Genomic DNA, 15,729 nt, shown 5'->3' with positions numbered 1-15,729 from the left:
CTCACGCCCGCGCGCGCCCGCCTCAGCGCGCCGCGGAGTCCTCCGCGGCGCGTATCGCGTCCCGGTAGGCGCGGGCCGCGGCCCGCAGGGCGGTCTCCGGCTCGATGCCCTCGGCCTCCGCGCGCACCGCCAGCGCCAGCAGTTCGTAGCCGATGCCCTCGCCCTCCGGGAGCGGGACACCGAGCCCGGCGGTCCGGGCGCGGGAGGCCAGCTTGGCGGTGAGCGCCAGCGCGGGCTGACCGAGCGGCACCCCTTCTGTGACCGAGGTGCGTTGCTTCTCGACCGCCTTGGTGCGCAGCCAGTGCGCCTTGACGTCCTCGGGTGTCTCGGCGGCCTCGTCGCCGAACACATGCGGATGGCGGCGGATCAGCTTGTCCACGATGCCGCCCGCCACGTCGTCGATCGAGAACGGCAGCTCCGGGTCGTCCTCGGCGATCCGGGCGTGGAAGACGACCTGGAGCAGCACATCGCCGAGCTCCTCGCGCAGCGCCTCGCGGTCGCCGTCCTCGATGGCCTCGACGAGTTCGTACGCCTCCTCGATGCCGTACTTCACCAGCTCCGCGTTGGTGCGGGTACCGCTCCACGGGCATTCGGCCCGGATCCGGTCCATGATCTGCACCAGGTCGAGCAGCCGGGCGCCGGGGAGGTCGTAGGAGCCGGGCAGCAGTTCCAGGTCCGGCATGGACTCACGGCCGGAACCGGCCAGCCGGGCCAGCCCGTCGGTCAGCTCGGACTCCCCGTCCGCCGAGGTGATCACCACGACACCGCGGCCGCCTCCGGACCGGCAGTGGTCGACCAGTTCGCGCGCGGTCGGCACCGCCCGCTCCACCGTGATGCCCGCCTCCCGCAGATAGGGCAGCTGCGGATGGCCGCCGTCGCCGCACAGCACCCGGTCGGCGGCGCGCAGCGCCTGCCACGCGGGCCAGGACAGCAGCCCCGGCGCCACCCGGTGGCTGGTGGTGAGAAGGACGATACGGCCGGTGGCGGCGGCGTCGGCCGGGACGGCTGAGTCTGGTGCGGTCACCCTTGCAACGTAACTTACGCAACCTCCGGGGAGCCGCCCGAGGTGCGCAGCCATGCCTCCTTGGCGAGGACCGCGGTGCCCTGGTTGTCGTCCCACTTCCCGTAGCGCGGGTTGACCTCGATGTCGAGCGCCTTGGAGGTGCGGGCGAAGACCGAGTTGACCTTGGTGGTGCCCAGCTTGCGCAGCAGCGCGCTGCGGGTGAGGTCCATCCGGACGGCCTCGTCGATCCGGTCCGGGGCGATGCCCTGCTCCAGGTAGAGGGCGCGCAGCGCGGCGCCGCTGCCCGCCTGCTGCTCGGCTTCGCCGCGGGCCCGCTGCACCTCGCGGCGGGTGACGGTGACGCCGTTGTCCTTGCCCGCCCGCTCGATGACGCGGAACTGGATCATGCGGATCAGGGTGTCCTGGCTCAGCCGGCCGCCGGCCGCGAGGAGCTGGTCGGCCTTGGGTGAGCCGCGCTGCGCGTCCCGTACGTCCTTCACCTGCGCCTGGAGCTGCGAGACGGTGATCCGGTCGCCGTCCACCACGGCGGCGGCACCCGGGCGCGGGGCCTCGCCGCAGGCCGTGAGGAGCGGGGCGGAGAGCAGCAGGGCGGACGCGGCGGAGACGGAGAGCGCAGTACGGCGGCGGATCATTGAGCCTCCCGGCAGAGATCGTGCGGCGCGACAGACGATCTGGCGTTGATCGATGGTATGGAGTCGGCGCGGCCCAGGCCACTGCTTGGACAACGATTCACCGGCGTCTTGGTCAGCCTCCCGCGGGATCCGCCGGGATCCGGCTACCGGACCTGACCGAGCCGGCGCAGGGTGCGGCGGATCTCGCCGGGGAGCGGATGGTGCGGCCCGCGCACCCGCTCCGCGTCGTGCGGCAGCCGGACGAGGGTGTCCTGCGCGGCCGGGCGGTCGCCGAGGGAGAGCGGCAGATGGCCGATCCGGCGGCGGATGTCCAGCGGCGGGCCCGGCTCGGTGGCGGCGCAGCGCTCGAAGCAGGGCAGCTGGGCGGCCTCGTAACCGGCCCGGAGCGACCGGTGCGTGGGCCGGACTCGGCGGCGTACTCGTCGGCCGACCGCCGCAGTCCGGGCAGGGCGCGGCGGTACTGGCCGTCGTCCATGAGGGTCGACGCGTACTGCGCGCGCAGCGAGCGTACGACGGTGGAGTGCTCACCGTGCTCGGCGGCCGCGACCGGGAGGACGGCCCCGAGCAGGTCCACGGCCTGGGTGAGCCGGCCCTGGTCGAGCTGCCGCTCGACCTCGTCGACGGCGGCGGCGACATCCGGCCGCCCGGCCGGTCCGGCGGGGCGGGGCAGCGGTACGGGGACGGGCGGGGCGGCCACCGGGCGGTCCGGGCGGTCCGGGCAGGGGGCGCCGGCTGACCTCCCCGGCCCCCCTGCCCGCGCCCGGCGTACGCCTAACGGCCGCCGCGCGCGGGCAGCTTGGCGTCCGGGCACCGGTTCAGCACCCGCGTCATCGCGTCCTTCTCGGCCCGGGTCACCCACACCCCGTACTTCTTCTTCACCGCGACCTGGTGCGCCACATAGTCACAGCGGTACGCCTTGTTGGGCGGCAACCAGGTCGCCGCGTCCCCGTCGCCCTTGCCGCGGTTGGCGGAGGCGTCCACCGCGATCAGATTCAGCGGATCGTTGGCGAACGCCACCCGCTTGTCCCGGTCCCACTGCCCCGCCCCCTTCTGCCAGGCGTCGGAGAGCGCCACCACATGGTCGATGTCGACCTTGCTGTGGCCGCGCACGAACCGCATGCTGCGGCCGGTGTACGGATCGTCGTCCAGCGTGCCGGAGGCGACCAGGCAGTGCCCGCCGCGGAACCGCACCTTCGCCAGATCCCGCTTGAGGATGTCGTCGCGCGTCCCGCAGCCGTTGTCGTCGGTGTCCACCCACGAGCTGCCGAAGGCACTGCGTTCGTAACCCGTCTTCGGCGCCCGCCCCTTGACCGTGAGCGACGCCACAGCGGAGAGCGCCGGTCCGGACGGCCGCCCGCTCCCCGGCCCGCCGCCCTCGTCCGACCTGCCCGCGTCCCCGCCCCCGCCGGGCCGGCAGCCGGCCACGGCGAGCAGCGCGGCCAGCACCACCGCGGTTCCCCGCCCCACATCCCGAAACCGTCCCTGCAACCGTCTCGCCCCCTTCGCGTATCTTTTCGCACAGACCGCCCACACGATAAGGACCCTGGATGGACACGGCCGCAGCACTCCCGCCCGGCAGCACCGCGGACGGGGCGACCGCCACCACGGGCCGTGCCCGGCTGCTCAGCCGGGCGAGGGGGCTGCGCGGACCGCGGCTGGACCCGTACTGGCTGGCCCTCGTCCTCTTCGCGCTCTACGCGGCACTGTCGGTCTGCCGCTACCGCCGCATGGCCAGCATGTCCTGGGACCTGGGCATCTTCGAACAGGCGATACGGGCGTACGCGCACTTCCAGGAGCCGGTGGCCGATCTCAAGGGCCCCGGCGCCAATATCCTCGGCGATCACTTCAGCCCCATCACGGCCCTGCTCGGCCCGGTCTACCGGGTCTTCCCCGGCCCCGTCACGCTGCTGGTGGCGCAGGCGGCGCTGTTCGCCGTCTCAGCCGTCCCCGTGACCCGCGTCGCCGCCCGGCTGCTGGGCCGCGGCCGCGGGCTGGCGATCGGCATCGCCTACGGGGCGTCCTGGGGCGTCCAGCGCGCCGTGGACTTCGACTTCCACGAGATCTGCTTCGCCGTCCCGCTGCTGGCCTTCTGTCTGGAGGCGGTGCTGCGCGAGCGCTGGTACGCGGCGATGCTGTGCGCCGCCCCGCTGGTCCTCGTCAAGGAGGACATGGGCGCCACCGTGGCCGCTATCGGCGCCGTCATCGTGATCCGCACCTGGCGGACCCACTCGGTGCGGATCACCCCGCTCGCCATCGGCCTCATGGTCTTCGGCGTGCTGGCCTCGGCCCTCGCGCTGGGCGTCATCATCCCCGGCTTCAACGGCACGGGCTCGTACGACTACTGGAACAAGGTCGGCGGCGGCGGCGACCAGACCGGCACCATCCCCTTCGGCACCGTGCTGCGCACCCTGCTGTGGATCCTGCTGCCGACGACCGGACTGCTGGCGCTGCGCTCCCCGCTGCTGCTGGTGGCCGGACCCACCCTCGGCTGGCGCTTCCTCTCCCACGACGACCACTACTGGGGCACCGACTGGCACTACAGCGCGGTGCTGATGCCGGTGGTCTTCCTGGCCCTGACGGACGCCCTGGCCCGGACCCGCGACAGCCGCCGGGCCTGGCTCGTCTCGTACTCCCGCCAGCTGCCCGCCGCGGTGTGCGGGGCCGCCCTGGCGCTGTCGTCCGCCCTGCCGCTGTACGACCTCACCAAGGAGGCCACCTACCGCAAGCCCCCGGAGGTCAGGGCGGTGGAACGGCTGCTGGGCCGGATCCCGGACGGGGCGTCGGTGGAGGCCAACGTGGGGCCGATATCCCGGCTCACCGACCGCTGCAGAGTGCTGTGGGTGGGCGCGGCCCGCGGTGTCGAACCGGACTACATAGCCCTCCAGGAGCCGGAGCGCAGCATGGACGAGGTGGTGGCCTACGCCCGTCAGCTGCACCCCGGCGCCACCTACGAGCCGTACGGCTCCACCTCGGGCTACTTCGTCGTCAAGCGGCGCTGACCGCCGCCCGCCCCTCGATCGGGAGCGCTGGTGCCGCGTCAGCCACGGTTTGCCCGGTGGCGAGGCGTCCTGGTGCGTGCGATCGCAAGGCGGCGGGGAAGCCCTCGTAGGGGGCCTGCCCGGGCTTTCGGCCAACGCAGCGAGAGGGGGCACCTCCCAGCGGTAGCCGGGGGAGCGTGCCGCGGCGGCGAGCGGGGCGGACCTTGGCTGACGCGGCACTAGCCCATCGGCTTCGGGGCGATGACGGAGAACGCGGCGCCCTGCGGGTCGCGCACCACCGACATCCGGCCCGCCACCATGTCGAACGGCGGCTGCAACACCGCCCCGCCCTCCGCGGAGAGCTTGGCCACCGTCCGGTCCACCTGCTCGACCGCGAAGTACACCATCCAGTGCGAGGGGGTGTCGGGCGGCATCCCCTCGCGCAACGGCTGGAGCCCGCCGACGGTACGGCCGTTGACGGAGAGCGAGTAGTAGTCCTCGGCGCCCTCCATGGGAGCGGTCTCCAGGCCCAGCGCCTCGGCGTAGAACGCGGACGCCGCTTCGCGGTCACGGGTGTTGAGCTCGTTCCAGATCAGCGCGCCCGGTTCGTTGACCAGCCCCGCACCGGCGAACTCCAGTGGCTGCCAGACGCCGAAGACGGCCCCGGTGGGGTCGGCCGCCACCAGCATCCGCCCGAGGTCCATCACATCCATCACCGGCAGCAGCACGGTGCCCCCGGCGCGGCTGATCGCCTCCGAGGTGGCCTGGGCGTCGGCCGAGGAGAAGTAGGTGGTCCACACCGTCGGCGGCGGGGGCTCCTCGCCCGCTGCCTGGGCCGACATGATGCCCGCCACCGGCTTGTCCTTCAGGGCGCACAGGGCGTAGCCGCCGGTCTCCGGCGGGCCGACCTCCCCGGACCAGCCGAAGAGCCCGGAGTAGAAGTCCAGGGCGGCCCGCTGGTCGGGGACCATGAGATCGATCCAGCACGGCGTTCCGGGCTGGTAGGACGTGACGTCGGGCATGGCCGCCTCCCGGGTGCGGTCCGGCCGGCCCGGCGCCGGACGGGACCACCCGCTTCACCCACCCTTCCCCCGATCCGTCCCGGCCGCCACTCGGCGCGGGCGGGCGGGACGGACCGGGGGCTGATCTGCGGCGGACCCCCTTTGACAGAATTCCTTCATGATCGCCCAACGGGGGCAGCAACCGCCCTACGGACCCATGCCGTCCAGTCCCCACCTCTCCCCGCACCCCCCGCCGGGGCCCCACCCGCCACCGGCACCGCGTCTGCCCGAACCGGCCGGTGACGAGCGCCGCATGCTGGCGGCGACGGTCGACTTCCTCCTCGCCTTCGGCGTCGGCACACCGCTCGCCCTGCGGGTGCTCCCGCAGCTCAAGGTCGAGGCGAACGCCCTGGTCCTGTTCCTGGTCTGTGTGTTCGGGCTGTCCTTCGCCAACCAGATCCTGGGGGCCTGGGTGTTCCGGGCCTCGGCCGGCAAGTGGCTGCTGCGCATGCGGGTGGTGCGCGAGCCGGACGCCGGCCGGCCGGGCTTCTGGCGGCTGGTCCACCGCTGGCTGCTGGGGATGACCTGGCTGCCGATGCAGCCGGTGCGCGGCCTGTTCTGCGCCGACGGTGACCCGTACGAGGATCACTGCAAGGTGGTGTACGTGCGGGTGAAGGATCTGCGGCGGCTGGGGTACCCCGGCTGAAACGCGCCGGGCGGCGGTCGGCCTTCGAAGGCCGACCGCCGCCCGGCGGTGGTGAGGAGAGGGGGTGTCAGGCGCCGACAGCGCTGCCGGCCACCCACTGATCCCAGTCCATGTTCCATCCGTTGAGGCCGTTCTCCGGCTGGACGGTGCGGTCCGCGGAGTTCTTCACCACCACAACATCACCGACCTGGGAGTTCTCGTAGAACCAGGCGCCGTCGGTGTTCGGGTCGCCCGCGCCCTTGGTGTCCGACAGGCCCACACAGCCGTGGCTGGTGTTGACGTTGCCGAAGATGGACTTGGCGCCCCAGTAGTTGCCGTGGATGAAGGTGCCCGAGGTGGACAGGCGCATGGCGTGCGGCACGTCCTTGATGTCGTACTCGCCCTTGCCGTCGTCGTCCTTGAAGCCGACCGTGGCACCGTTCATCCGGGTCTCCTTGAACTTCTCGGAGATCACCATCTGGCCGTTGTAGGTCGTGTTCTCGGGGCTGCCCGCCGAGATCTTGATGGTCTTGAGGGTCTTTCCGTCCCGCACGACCTTCATCGTCTTGGCCTTGGCGTCGACCGTGCTCACCTGCGAGTGGCCGACCCTGAAGGTGACGGTCTTGTCCTGGACGCCCTTGACCCCGGGCGACGCCTCGACGCCGTCCAGCTTCAGCTTGAAGGTGACGGTCGAGTTGGCCTTCCAGTACTCCTTGGGCCGCAGGTCGAGCCGGGTCGGGCTGAACCAGTGGCCGACCACCTGCTGGCCGCTGGAGGAAGTGACCTTGATGTGGGACTCGACGGCCTTCTTGTTGGACACCTGCTTGTCGAAGTTGATCGACACCGGCATGCCCACACCGACCTTCGAGCCGTCCTCCGGCGTGAAGTTGCCGATGAAGCTGTTGGAGGGCGAGACGGTGGTGAAGGACGAGTGCTCCGTGGCCTTACGGCCCTCGGAGTCCTTGGCCGACGCGGTGATCTTGTACTGGGTGGACCGCTCCAGCTGACCGTTCGGCTTCCAGGACGTCCCGTCGGACGATATGGAGCCCGCCACGGTGGAGCCGGTGGCCGGGGCCGTCATCTTCACGGAGGTGAGCTTGCCGCCGTCGACCTTGACCTTGGTGTCACTGTTGATGCCCGCGTTGGTGGCACCGGTCTTCGGGGTGATCTTGATGTGGGCGTCGGACGCGTCCTTGGCCGCCGCCTCGTCGACCTGCGACTGCGACTTGCCGTGGCCGTCGTTCTTGCCGTCGCCGCCGTCCTCCCCGCCGCCGCACGCCCCGAGCGTCAGTACACCCCCGAGCAGAGCGGCCACGGCCGCCAGCCCCCTACGGCGCTTGCCGTCCGTCATCACACGCTTCTCCATTTGACCTGGTCTTGATCTTGACCCCAGAACCCCGGACCTATCCGACAAGAACGCCTGTACCTTTTGGCCGGTTCCTCGCACAGTAAAACTGTGTGCAAGGCCACTTAGCAAAGGCGCCGGTCAAGCCTACGGCCCGCCGGTACCCATACCCGGGCGGCTCAGTCCACCCGGCGACACATCAGCGCGATCGGACGACCCACCCGCTCACAAAACCGGACAAAATGTGAACTCTCGGTACACGTCTTTTAGCGGAGCGTGCGCACCCGTCCGGACTCGCTTCCGCCCGGCCCGCCCTTGTCACTACGATCGGGCCGACGGGGGTCAAGTCACCGCAGCCTCAAGGAGGATGCCGCTGTGTCCGCACGCAGACCGCTGCTGACCGCCGCCGCTGCCGGCTCGCTGCTGTGCGCCCTGTGGTTCGTCCCGTCGGCCAACGCCACGGTCGAGCGGACACAGCCGTCGGCAGCCTCCGAAACCCAGCCACGGTCCGCGGACCGGGCCGGCCAGTCCGCGTCCACTCCTGGGGAGGACCTCGCCGACACCGGCAGTGTGGACGTCACCCCGTATCTCGTCGGCGGCTCCGCCTTTCTGGGGCTCGGGGTCGCGATGGTGACCGCATCCGTGCGCCGGGCGCGCCCGGAGGCGTACTGACCGTCCGTCGGCCCGTCCACCGGCCGCCGGTTCAGGCCAGCGGCCCGGTCACCGTCTCGACCGCGTCGGCCAGCTTCCCGGACCGTACGAAGGCGTCGGCCGCGGCCAGGTCCGGCGCCAGATAGCGGTCCCCGCCGGGCCCCTCGACCCCGGCCGCGCGCACCGCCGCCAGCACCGCGCGGGTCGCGGGCGCGGGCACCAGCCCCTCGCGCAGTTCCACCGCGCGGGTCGCCGCGACCAACTCGACGGCCAGCACCCGGGAGAGGTTGTCCACCGCCGTGCGCAGCTTGCGCGCCGCGGACCAGCCCATGGAGACGTGGTCCTCCTGCATCGCGGAGGACGGGATGGAGTCCACCGAGGCGGGCACCGCCAGCCGCTTCAACTCGCTGACCAGCGCGGCCTGTGTGTACTGGGCGATCATCAGCCCCGAGTCCACACCCGCGTCGCCCGCCAGGAACGGCGGCAGCCCGTGCGAGCGGTTCTTGTCCAGCAGCCGGTCGGTGCGGCGCTCGGCGATCGAGGCGAGGTCGGCGGCGGCCACGGCCAGGAAGTCCAGGACGTAAGCGACCGGCGCCCCGTGGAAGTTGCCGTTGGACTCCACCCGCCCGTCCGCCAGCACCACGGGGTTGTCCACGGCGGCGGCCAACTCGCGGTCGGCGACCAGCCGGGCGTGCGCCAGGGTGTCCCGCCCGGCGCCCGCGACCTGCGGGGCGCAGCGGATCGAGTACGCGTCCTGCACCCGCGGCGCGTCGTCCTGGTGATGCCCGGTGAGCCCCGAACCGGCCAGCACCCGCAGCATGTTGTCGGCACTGGCGGCCTGGCCCGGATGCGGGCGGATGGCGTGCAGCTCGGGGGCGAGCACCCGGTCGGTGCCGAGCAGCGCCTCCAGCGAGAGCGCGGCCGTCACATCGGCGACGGTGAACAGCCGGGCCAGATCGGCACAGGCCATGACGAGCATGCCGAGCATCCCGTCGGTGCCGTTGAGCAGCGCGAGCCCCTCCTTCTCCCGCAGCTCGACCGGCGCGATGCCGTGCTCGGCCAGCAGTTCGGCGGCTGGCCGCACCGCGCCGTCGGGGCCCTCGGCCTCGCCCTCCCCCATCAGCGCCAGCGCACAGTGGGACAGCGGCGCGAGATCGCCGGAGCAGCCCAGCGACCCGTATTCGTGCACCACCGGGGTGATCCCGGCGTTGAGGAGCGCGGCCATCGTCTCGACCACCAGGGGCCGGACCCCGGTGTGCCCCGAGGCGAGGGTCTTCAGCCGCAGGAACATCAGCGCGCGCACCACCTCGCGCTCCACCCGCGGTCCCATCCCGGCGGCGTGCGAGCGGACGATGTTGCGCTGGAGCTGGGCCCGCAGCCCGGGGGTGATGTGCCGGACGGCGAGCGCGCCGAAGCCGGTGGAGACCCCGTAGACGGGCTCGGGCTTGGCGGCCAGATCGTCGATCACCTGCCGGGCTCCGGACACGGCGCTCAGCGCCTCGGCCGACAGCTCCACCCGGGCGCCGCCGCGCGCCACGGCCACGACGTCCTCGGCGGTCGTTCCGGACGTCCCCACCACCACAGTGTGCATATTCATATTCAGGCACCCTAGAGACTGAATCGCGACCTGTCACCTGTCGGATCGAAGGACTTTGCGTCCGCCCGTCCCATCCGGCCCCGGGCCACCGGTTCACGGCCGGCGGCCGCGGAAGCGGCGGCGCTCCGGGGGGTGGTCGGCGGCGGAGTCGGCGAGGCGGACCACGGGGTCGTCGGGGCCGCCGTCCCGCCCGGCGACGACCGGTTTCGCGGAGCGCGCGGCCTTGGCCCGGTACTGGGCCGCGTCGGCCAGCCGGAACAGCCGGCGGGCCGACCGTACGGGGCCGATCGGATCGCCGGTGGACGCGACACCGCAGGCGACCCCCTCGCCCATCTCCAGCTCGGCCGCCCTGCGGCACAGCTCGTCCGCCACCCGCACCACCTCGTCGGCCGGGGGGCCGATCCCCAGCAGACAGAACTCGTCGCCGCCCAGCCGGGCCACCAGGGCGCCGGGCAGCATGGCGCCGCACAGCGAGAGCACCGAGCCGAAACGTTCCAGCAGACGGTCGCCCACGGCATGGCCGAGGGTGTCGTTGACCCGCTTGAGGCCGTTGACGTCGCACACCACCAGGCTGACCACCGTGCCGTGCGACCGGTGCGCCTCCAGCGCCTCGTCCAGCCGGATGTCCACCGCGCGCCGGTTGCCGAGCCCGGTCAGCGGATCGGTGAAGGCCAGTCTGCGGACCTCCTCGAGCCGCTCGGTCTGGGCGAGACCGGCGGCGGTCACCGCGGCCAGCACGGTCGCGAAGTCCGCGTCGTCCCGGCCGAACACCTCGCTCCCGGCCGGGCGCGCCACATACAGCTCGCCCCACGCCCGCCCGTGCAGCACGATCGGCGCCACCACACAGCTGCCGCGGCCGCGCCGCCGCAGGGCGGCCACCCTCCCCCGGCTACCGCCGGGAGGTGCCCCCTCGTGGCAGAACGAGGCCGAACCGGCGCGGCGGCCCTCGGCGGTCTCCACCCAGGCGTGCGGCTCACCGCCGGAGGCCCAGCGCTCGTGGAGAAACTCGGTGATCTCCGGGAACTGGTACACCGGATACGACTCGTCCTCCGGCAGCGGCTCCTCGCCGTGCATCAGCTCGCCCACGTTCACCAGGACCCGCAGCCGTCCGCGCTCCCGCTCCCACACCGAGACCGCCGCGAAGGTGCCGTCGAGCGCGCGCCGGGCGCTGTCGGCGGCGGCCCCGACCGCCTCGCGCGGGGTCTGCGCCGCCGCCATCGCCTGGGCGAGCCCCACCACGGCCCGCAGCCGCCCGTCGACACCGCCGGGACGCCCGCCACCGGCCGCGCCGCCGGATCCGCCGCCCCCGTGGACGCCGTGGACGCCATCGTCGCCGTAGTCGCCGTTGTCGCTCACGACGGCCTCGCATTCTCACCGCACCGCAGCTCTCGCTCTGTCCTCCAGCGTAAGAACGTCGGGGACAATCCGCTGCGGGCCGTTCACCGCGGGTAGACGGCGGGCTACTCCCCCGGCCAGTCGGGGGTGCGCTTCTCGTTGAACGCGGCGACGCCCTCGGCCCGGTCCCCGGAGAAGGCCACCGTGCGCCAGGCCGCGTCCTCGGCCTCCAGACCGGCCTTCAGGTCCAGGCCGTGGCCCAGCCGCAGCGCCCGCTTGGCGGCACGCAGCCCGACCGGCGAGTTGGCGGCCATCCGCCGCGCCAGCTCCCGTGCCTCGGCGCGGTCCTCGCCCTCCCCGGTCAGCCGGTCCACCAGACCCAGCTCCCGGGCCTCCTCGGCGGGCACCCGGCGGGCGGAGAAGATCAGCTCGGCGGCGCGCGCGGCACCCACCCGGCGCGGCAGCAACTGGGTGCCGCCCCCGCCCGGGATCACCCCGACCGAGACCTCGGGCAGCCCCACCACGGCGGTCAAGTCGGCGACGATCACATCACAGGACAGCGCCAGCTCGTAGCCGCCGCCCAGCGCATAGCCGTGCACGGCGGCGACGGTCGGCATCGGCAGCTCCAGCACCCCGGTGTACGCGGCGCGCGAGCCCGGCCGGTGGCGCACCAGCTCGGCGTCGGTGAGGGAGTTGCGCTCCTTGAGGTCGGCGCCGACACAGAAGGCCCGCTCATGGGTGGAGGTCAGCACCACCACCCGGGCGTCCCGGTCCTCCGACAGGGCGGCGCAGGCCGCGGCGATACAGCGCGCCATCTCGGAGGACACGGCGTTCATGGCCTTCGGCCGGTCCAGGACCAGTTCCGCCACAGGACCGTGGCGCCGGACCGCGACCCATTCGCCGTACCGCACCTCACTGAGCTGCTCGCCCATCGGAAACCCTCCCGGTTAACGACCGTGAACCTGTCGCGAGCGATCATCGCAGCTCGGCCCGTCATCCGGAACCGCCTCGGCGTACCGCCTCAGCGCGGGCGGACCGACTCCAGATAGTCCACACAGCGCCCCAGCAGCGCGACCAGCCGCTCCCGCTCCTCCTCGCCGAACTCGGCGGAGAGCCCCCGCTCCACCCGCACCGCACGGGCGTCCGCGTCGGCCAGCACCTCCTGGCCCCGTTCGGTCAGCCGGGTCTCCAGGACGTTCCTGTGCCACTCGTGCGGAGTGCGCTCGATCAGCCCGCGCTCCTGGAGGTTCTTCAGCAGCGTGTTCATCGTCGGCGGGGTCACCATGCACGCCCGCGCCAGCGCGGCGGCCGAGATGCCCGGGTTCTCCGACAGGTGCAGCAGCGCCGCGTACTGCGGAACGGTCAGACCGGCGGGCTTCAGCACGGCGTGCTTGGTCGCGTTCAGCGCTTGCTCGGCTCGCTTGAGGTGGGAGCCCAGCCGCTCGCTAGCGGGCATCGAGGTCATCTCCGCATCGTACGGCGGCATCGAAGAAAAGTATCTTGACGAGGATTAGTGTTCTAACTATCGTTCGTACACATCCAAAGCAGAGGGTTCTTTCATCTGCTGAGCCGGTACAACCGAAGTGAGACCTCCATGTCCCGCGCCCTGTCCCGCGTCCTTCCGCACCGCACGCTGGCCGTGGCCGTCACGGCCCTGGCCGCCGTCCTGCCGCTGGGCCCCGCCGCCCACGCCACCGACCGGCACGGCACCCCGTCCGTCCGCCCGGCCGCGCACCACCCCCTCCAGCCCCGGATCTCCGCCGCGTACGAACTGCCCGGCGGCCGCGTCTACCCCGAGGGCATCGCCGCCGACCCGCGCACCGGAACCCTCTACGCCGGGTCGTACGCCGACGGCACGGTCTACCGCATGACCCCCGGCCACCGGGTGGCCGAGGTGCTGCTGCCCGCGGGCACCGACGGCCGCACCACCGCCAACGGGTTGAAGGTGGACGGCGCGGGGCGGCTGTGGGTGACCGACTCCACCGCCGGTGTCTCCGTCTACGACCCGCGCACCCGCCGCCTGCTGGCCCGCTTCGACGTCCCCGGGCAGGACGCCCGGTTCGTCAACGACCTGGCCATCGCCCCGGACGGCAGCGCGTACCTCACCGACAGCGTCCGCGCCGTGGTCTACCGGGTCACCCCGGGGCAGATCGCCCGCGCCCGCGCGCACGGTGGGCACGCGGTCCTCACCCCCCGCTTCGACCTCAACGACGCGATGGAGCCGCACGATCCGGGCACCTACACCCTCAACGGCATCGTCGCCGACCCGACCGGGCGCTATCTGCTCACCGTCGACATGACCGGCGGCGACCTCTACCGGCTGGACCTGTCCTCGGGCCGGATCCGGAAGGTGGCCCTGCACGGCGGCGATCTGCGCCTCGCCGACGGCCTCGAACTGCGCCACGGCACCCTGTGGGCGGCACACAACACCAGCAACGCGATCAGCCGCTGGCGGGTCGCGGCGGACGGCCTCGCGGCCCGCCAGGAGCGCCGGTTCACCGATGAGACGCTCCAGGTCCCGACCACCCTGATACGCCGCAACGGCACGCTCTACGTGGTCCGCTCCCAGTTCGACAAGGGCGGTCCGCTCGGCGACGGCACACCGCAGACCCCGTTCACCGTCGCGGCCGTGACCGGCATCTGAGCGGGAACCGGTCCAGCGGAGGCGGCGCCCGGGCTCATCGGCGGGCGCCGCCGAAGCCTCGGCCGGGGCGGGCGGAGCCCACGGGCTGCCGCGCCCACGGGCACGGACCACCGGAGGCGAGGTCTACCGGAGGCGGCGCCACCTCTTGAGCGCGGCCAGCACGGTCGGCCTGCCCCGGGCCACGGAGGCAACCGGATCCGGCGCGTCCGCCCCCTCCGCCGTCTCCTCCGGCGTCTCCGGCTCCGCCGCGCCGGGCTGGTCGCCGGGCTCATCGGCGGGCCGGTCGAAGGGCTCGTGGCCAGGGCCACCCGCCGTTCCCGGCTCCGTGGTGGCCGGGCTCCCCGCCTCGGCCGGTCCGGCGCCGGGCGCCGTGTTCCCGGCCGGGGCCCCCAGGTCCGCCCCCGCCGGGGCCGGGTCCGCCGCGGGGGCCGCATGGTGCTCGGCGGACGTCTCCGCCGCCGGGAAGCGGGCCGGGAGGGCCACCAGACCGCGCTGGTAGATACCGGGACGCCACAGCAGCTCCTCCGGCGGGACGGCCAGGGCCAGATCCGGGAGGCGGTCCAGCAGCCGTTCGATGGCCACGGCCGCGATCAGCCGCGCCGAGCTGCGCCCGGGGCACATATGCGGACCGGCGCTGAACGCCAGATGGGCCCGGTTGCCCTGCGGGCTTCCGGCCACGCGCAGCGCGTCCTGGTTGGCCCCGGCGAAGCTGATCACGACGGGCTCGCCCTCGCGCAGCCGCACCCCGGCCAGGTCGATGTCGTGCCGGGGGAAGTGCACCGCCAGGTTGGCCAGCGGCGGATCCGTCCACAGCACCTCGTCCAGCGCGTCCTCCACGAGCATGCTGCCGCCGGAGAGCCCGCCCGCGAACCGGTCGTCGGTCAGCAGCACCCGCAGCGCGTTGCCGATCAGGTTGATCACCGGCTCACTGCCAAAGGCCATCAGCAGACCGAGCTGCTCGACCAGCTCCACGTCGGTCAGCCGCTCCGGGTGGGCGATCAGCCAGGAGGTGACATCGGCTGCCGGGCGGACACGCTTGAGATCGATCAGCTCCTGGAGCGCGTCGGCCACCATCCGGTCGGCGGAGCCGATGTCCGTGCCGTCGAGCATGTTCGCCAGCCCGGTGAAGAGCCGGTCGGCGATCCCCCGCGGACAGCCGAAGAGTTCGCCGAGGGCCAGCAGCGGCAGCAGCGCCCCGTAGTCGCCGACCAGATCGGCCTCCCCGGCGGCGCAGAACTGGTCGATCAGCGAGTCGGCGATGCGCTCGACATAGCCGCGCAGCGCGCCCGGGTCGATCCGGCTGGTGCTGTCGTCGATCGCGGCGCGGTAGCGGCGGTGCTCCTCGCCGTCCACCGCCGTGGCCATCGGCCGGTACCGGATCATCTGCCCGGCGTGGCTGGTGCCGGGCACCCGGCCCTCGTTCCTCGCCCGCCACCGCCGGGGGTCCTTGGAGAACGCGTCGGGGCGCCGCAGGATCTCCAGCGCGGTCTCGTAGCCCACGCACAGGGTGGCGGTGACGCCCGGGTCCAGCTCGACCGGGACCAGCGGGCCGTGTGCCTCCCGCAGCCGCTGGTAGACGGCGAACGGGTCCCGGCCGAACTCCGGGGTGTCCAGCGGTACCGCCCCGGTGCCGCCCTCCGCCCCCGCGGGGCAGCCGGGCGCCGGTACCGCTCCCGGCTGCGGCTGAGGGTCCGGCTCATCAGGCTCGGTCACACATGGCTCCTGGCATCCAAGGGCGGGTCGGACAGGCGGCGTACGGCACCGGGGCGGTCAGCGCACCCGGGCCCGCCCGCTCGCCGGGACCCACTCATGGATCTTGGCGCGCACACTAGCCGAC

Annotated in this window: 14 protein-coding genes and 1 pseudogene; 4 read left to right on the top strand and 11 right to left on the bottom strand. The window is 73.1% G+C overall.

Annotated elements, in window-relative coordinates; genetic code table 11:
- Window positions 1–22: 22 nt before the first annotated feature.
- The 4 genes and pseudogenes from HUT19_RS24565 to HUT19_RS24550 form a co-directional block, all read right to left on the bottom strand.
- On the bottom strand, window positions 23–1,078 hold the full coding sequence (locus HUT19_RS24565) for a nucleoside triphosphate pyrophosphohydrolase (protein WP_176182533.1): 1,056 nt from the start codon (window positions 1,076–1,078) through the stop codon (window positions 23–25).
- Window positions 1,039–1,656, bottom strand: a complete 618-nt coding sequence (locus tag HUT19_RS24560; RefSeq protein ID WP_176182532.1) for a SurA N-terminal domain-containing protein — start codon at window positions 1,654–1,656, stop codon at window positions 1,039–1,041. The genes HUT19_RS24565 and HUT19_RS24560 overlap by 40 nt, the downstream gene beginning before the upstream one ends.
- 143 nt (window positions 1,657–1,799) lie before the next feature.
- A pseudogene (locus HUT19_RS43165) lies at window positions 1,800–2,305 on the bottom strand (serine/threonine protein kinase); the annotation flags it as partial.
- A 122-nt stretch (window positions 2,306–2,427) separates the two neighbouring features.
- The gene (locus tag HUT19_RS24550; protein ID WP_254885757.1) at window positions 2,428–3,123 is read right to left on the bottom strand and encodes an HNH endonuclease family protein; all 696 of its coding nucleotides are present in this window, start codon (window positions 3,121–3,123) and stop codon (window positions 2,428–2,430) included.
- Between the two features lie 80 nt (window positions 3,124–3,203).
- Between HUT19_RS24550 and HUT19_RS24545 the strand changes: the two genes are divergently transcribed.
- Window positions 3,204–4,655, top strand: a complete 1,452-nt coding sequence (locus HUT19_RS24545) for a DUF2079 domain-containing protein (protein ID WP_176182530.1) — start codon at window positions 3,204–3,206, stop codon at window positions 4,653–4,655.
- 218 nt (window positions 4,656–4,873) lie between these two features.
- On the opposite strand, the gene HUT19_RS24540 is transcribed toward HUT19_RS24545, so the two are convergent.
- Entirely contained in the window at window positions 4,874–5,656 is a 783-nt protein-coding gene (locus HUT19_RS24540) for a VOC family protein (protein WP_176182529.1), read from the bottom strand.
- A gap of 157 nt (window positions 5,657–5,813) precedes the next feature.
- On the opposite strand from HUT19_RS24540, the gene HUT19_RS24535 reads away from it, so the two are divergent.
- The gene (locus HUT19_RS24535) at window positions 5,814–6,341 is read left to right on the top strand and encodes an RDD family protein (protein ID WP_176182528.1); all 528 of its coding nucleotides are present in this window, start codon (window positions 5,814–5,816) and stop codon (window positions 6,339–6,341) included.
- Window positions 6,342–6,408: 67 nt separating this feature from the next.
- Here HUT19_RS24535 and HUT19_RS24530 read toward each other — a convergent pair whose 3' ends face one another.
- Window positions 6,409–7,671, bottom strand: coding sequence for an Ig-like domain-containing protein (locus HUT19_RS24530; RefSeq protein WP_176187255.1), 1,263 nt, complete (start codon window positions 7,669–7,671; stop codon window positions 6,409–6,411).
- 369 nt (window positions 7,672–8,040) lie between these two features.
- Here HUT19_RS24530 and HUT19_RS24525 point away from each other — a divergent pair, with 369 nt between their 5' ends.
- Window positions 8,041–8,337, top strand: coding sequence for a hypothetical protein (locus HUT19_RS24525; RefSeq protein WP_176182527.1), 297 nt, complete (start codon window positions 8,041–8,043; stop codon window positions 8,335–8,337).
- 31 nt (window positions 8,338–8,368) lie between these two features.
- Here HUT19_RS24525 and hutH read toward each other — a convergent pair whose 3' ends face one another.
- The 4 genes from hutH to HUT19_RS24505 form a co-directional block, all read right to left on the bottom strand.
- Entirely contained in the window at window positions 8,369–9,907 is a 1,539-nt protein-coding gene (gene hutH, locus HUT19_RS24520) for a histidine ammonia-lyase (protein WP_176187253.1), read from the bottom strand.
- A 99-nt stretch (window positions 9,908–10,006) separates the two neighbouring features.
- Window positions 10,007–11,131, bottom strand: a complete 1,125-nt coding sequence (locus HUT19_RS24515; protein ID WP_176187251.1) for a GGDEF domain-containing protein — start codon at window positions 11,129–11,131, stop codon at window positions 10,007–10,009.
- Between the two features lie 242 nt (window positions 11,132–11,373).
- Complete coding sequence (locus HUT19_RS24510) at window positions 11,374–12,180, bottom strand: enoyl-CoA hydratase/isomerase family protein (RefSeq protein WP_176182526.1); 807 nt, start codon at window positions 12,178–12,180, stop codon at window positions 11,374–11,376.
- An 89-nt stretch (window positions 12,181–12,269) separates the two neighbouring features.
- On the bottom strand, window positions 12,270–12,713 hold the full coding sequence (locus tag HUT19_RS24505) for a MarR family winged helix-turn-helix transcriptional regulator (protein ID WP_254885756.1): 444 nt from the start codon (window positions 12,711–12,713) through the stop codon (window positions 12,270–12,272).
- A 129-nt stretch (window positions 12,714–12,842) separates the two neighbouring features.
- On the opposite strand from HUT19_RS24505, the gene HUT19_RS24500 reads away from it, so the two are divergent.
- Complete coding sequence (locus tag HUT19_RS24500) at window positions 12,843–13,892, top strand: SMP-30/gluconolactonase/LRE family protein (protein WP_176182525.1); 1,050 nt, start codon at window positions 12,843–12,845, stop codon at window positions 13,890–13,892.
- 123 nt (window positions 13,893–14,015) lie between these two features.
- Here HUT19_RS24500 and HUT19_RS24495 read toward each other — a convergent pair whose 3' ends face one another.
- Window positions 14,016–15,605: a cytochrome P450 gene (locus tag HUT19_RS24495; RefSeq protein WP_176182524.1), complete on the bottom strand. Its 1,590-nt coding sequence runs from the start codon at window positions 15,603–15,605 to the stop codon at window positions 14,016–14,018.
- Between the last annotated feature and the right edge of the window lie 124 nt (window positions 15,606–15,729).

Origin of the sequence: Streptomyces sp. NA02950, from assembly GCF_013364155.1 — a bacterium.
Lineage (GTDB): Bacteria > Actinomycetota > Actinomycetes > Streptomycetales > Streptomycetaceae > Streptomyces.
The sequence above is the reverse complement of the archived record's forward strand: the minus strand, read 5'-3'. Positions and strand labels throughout refer to the sequence as shown.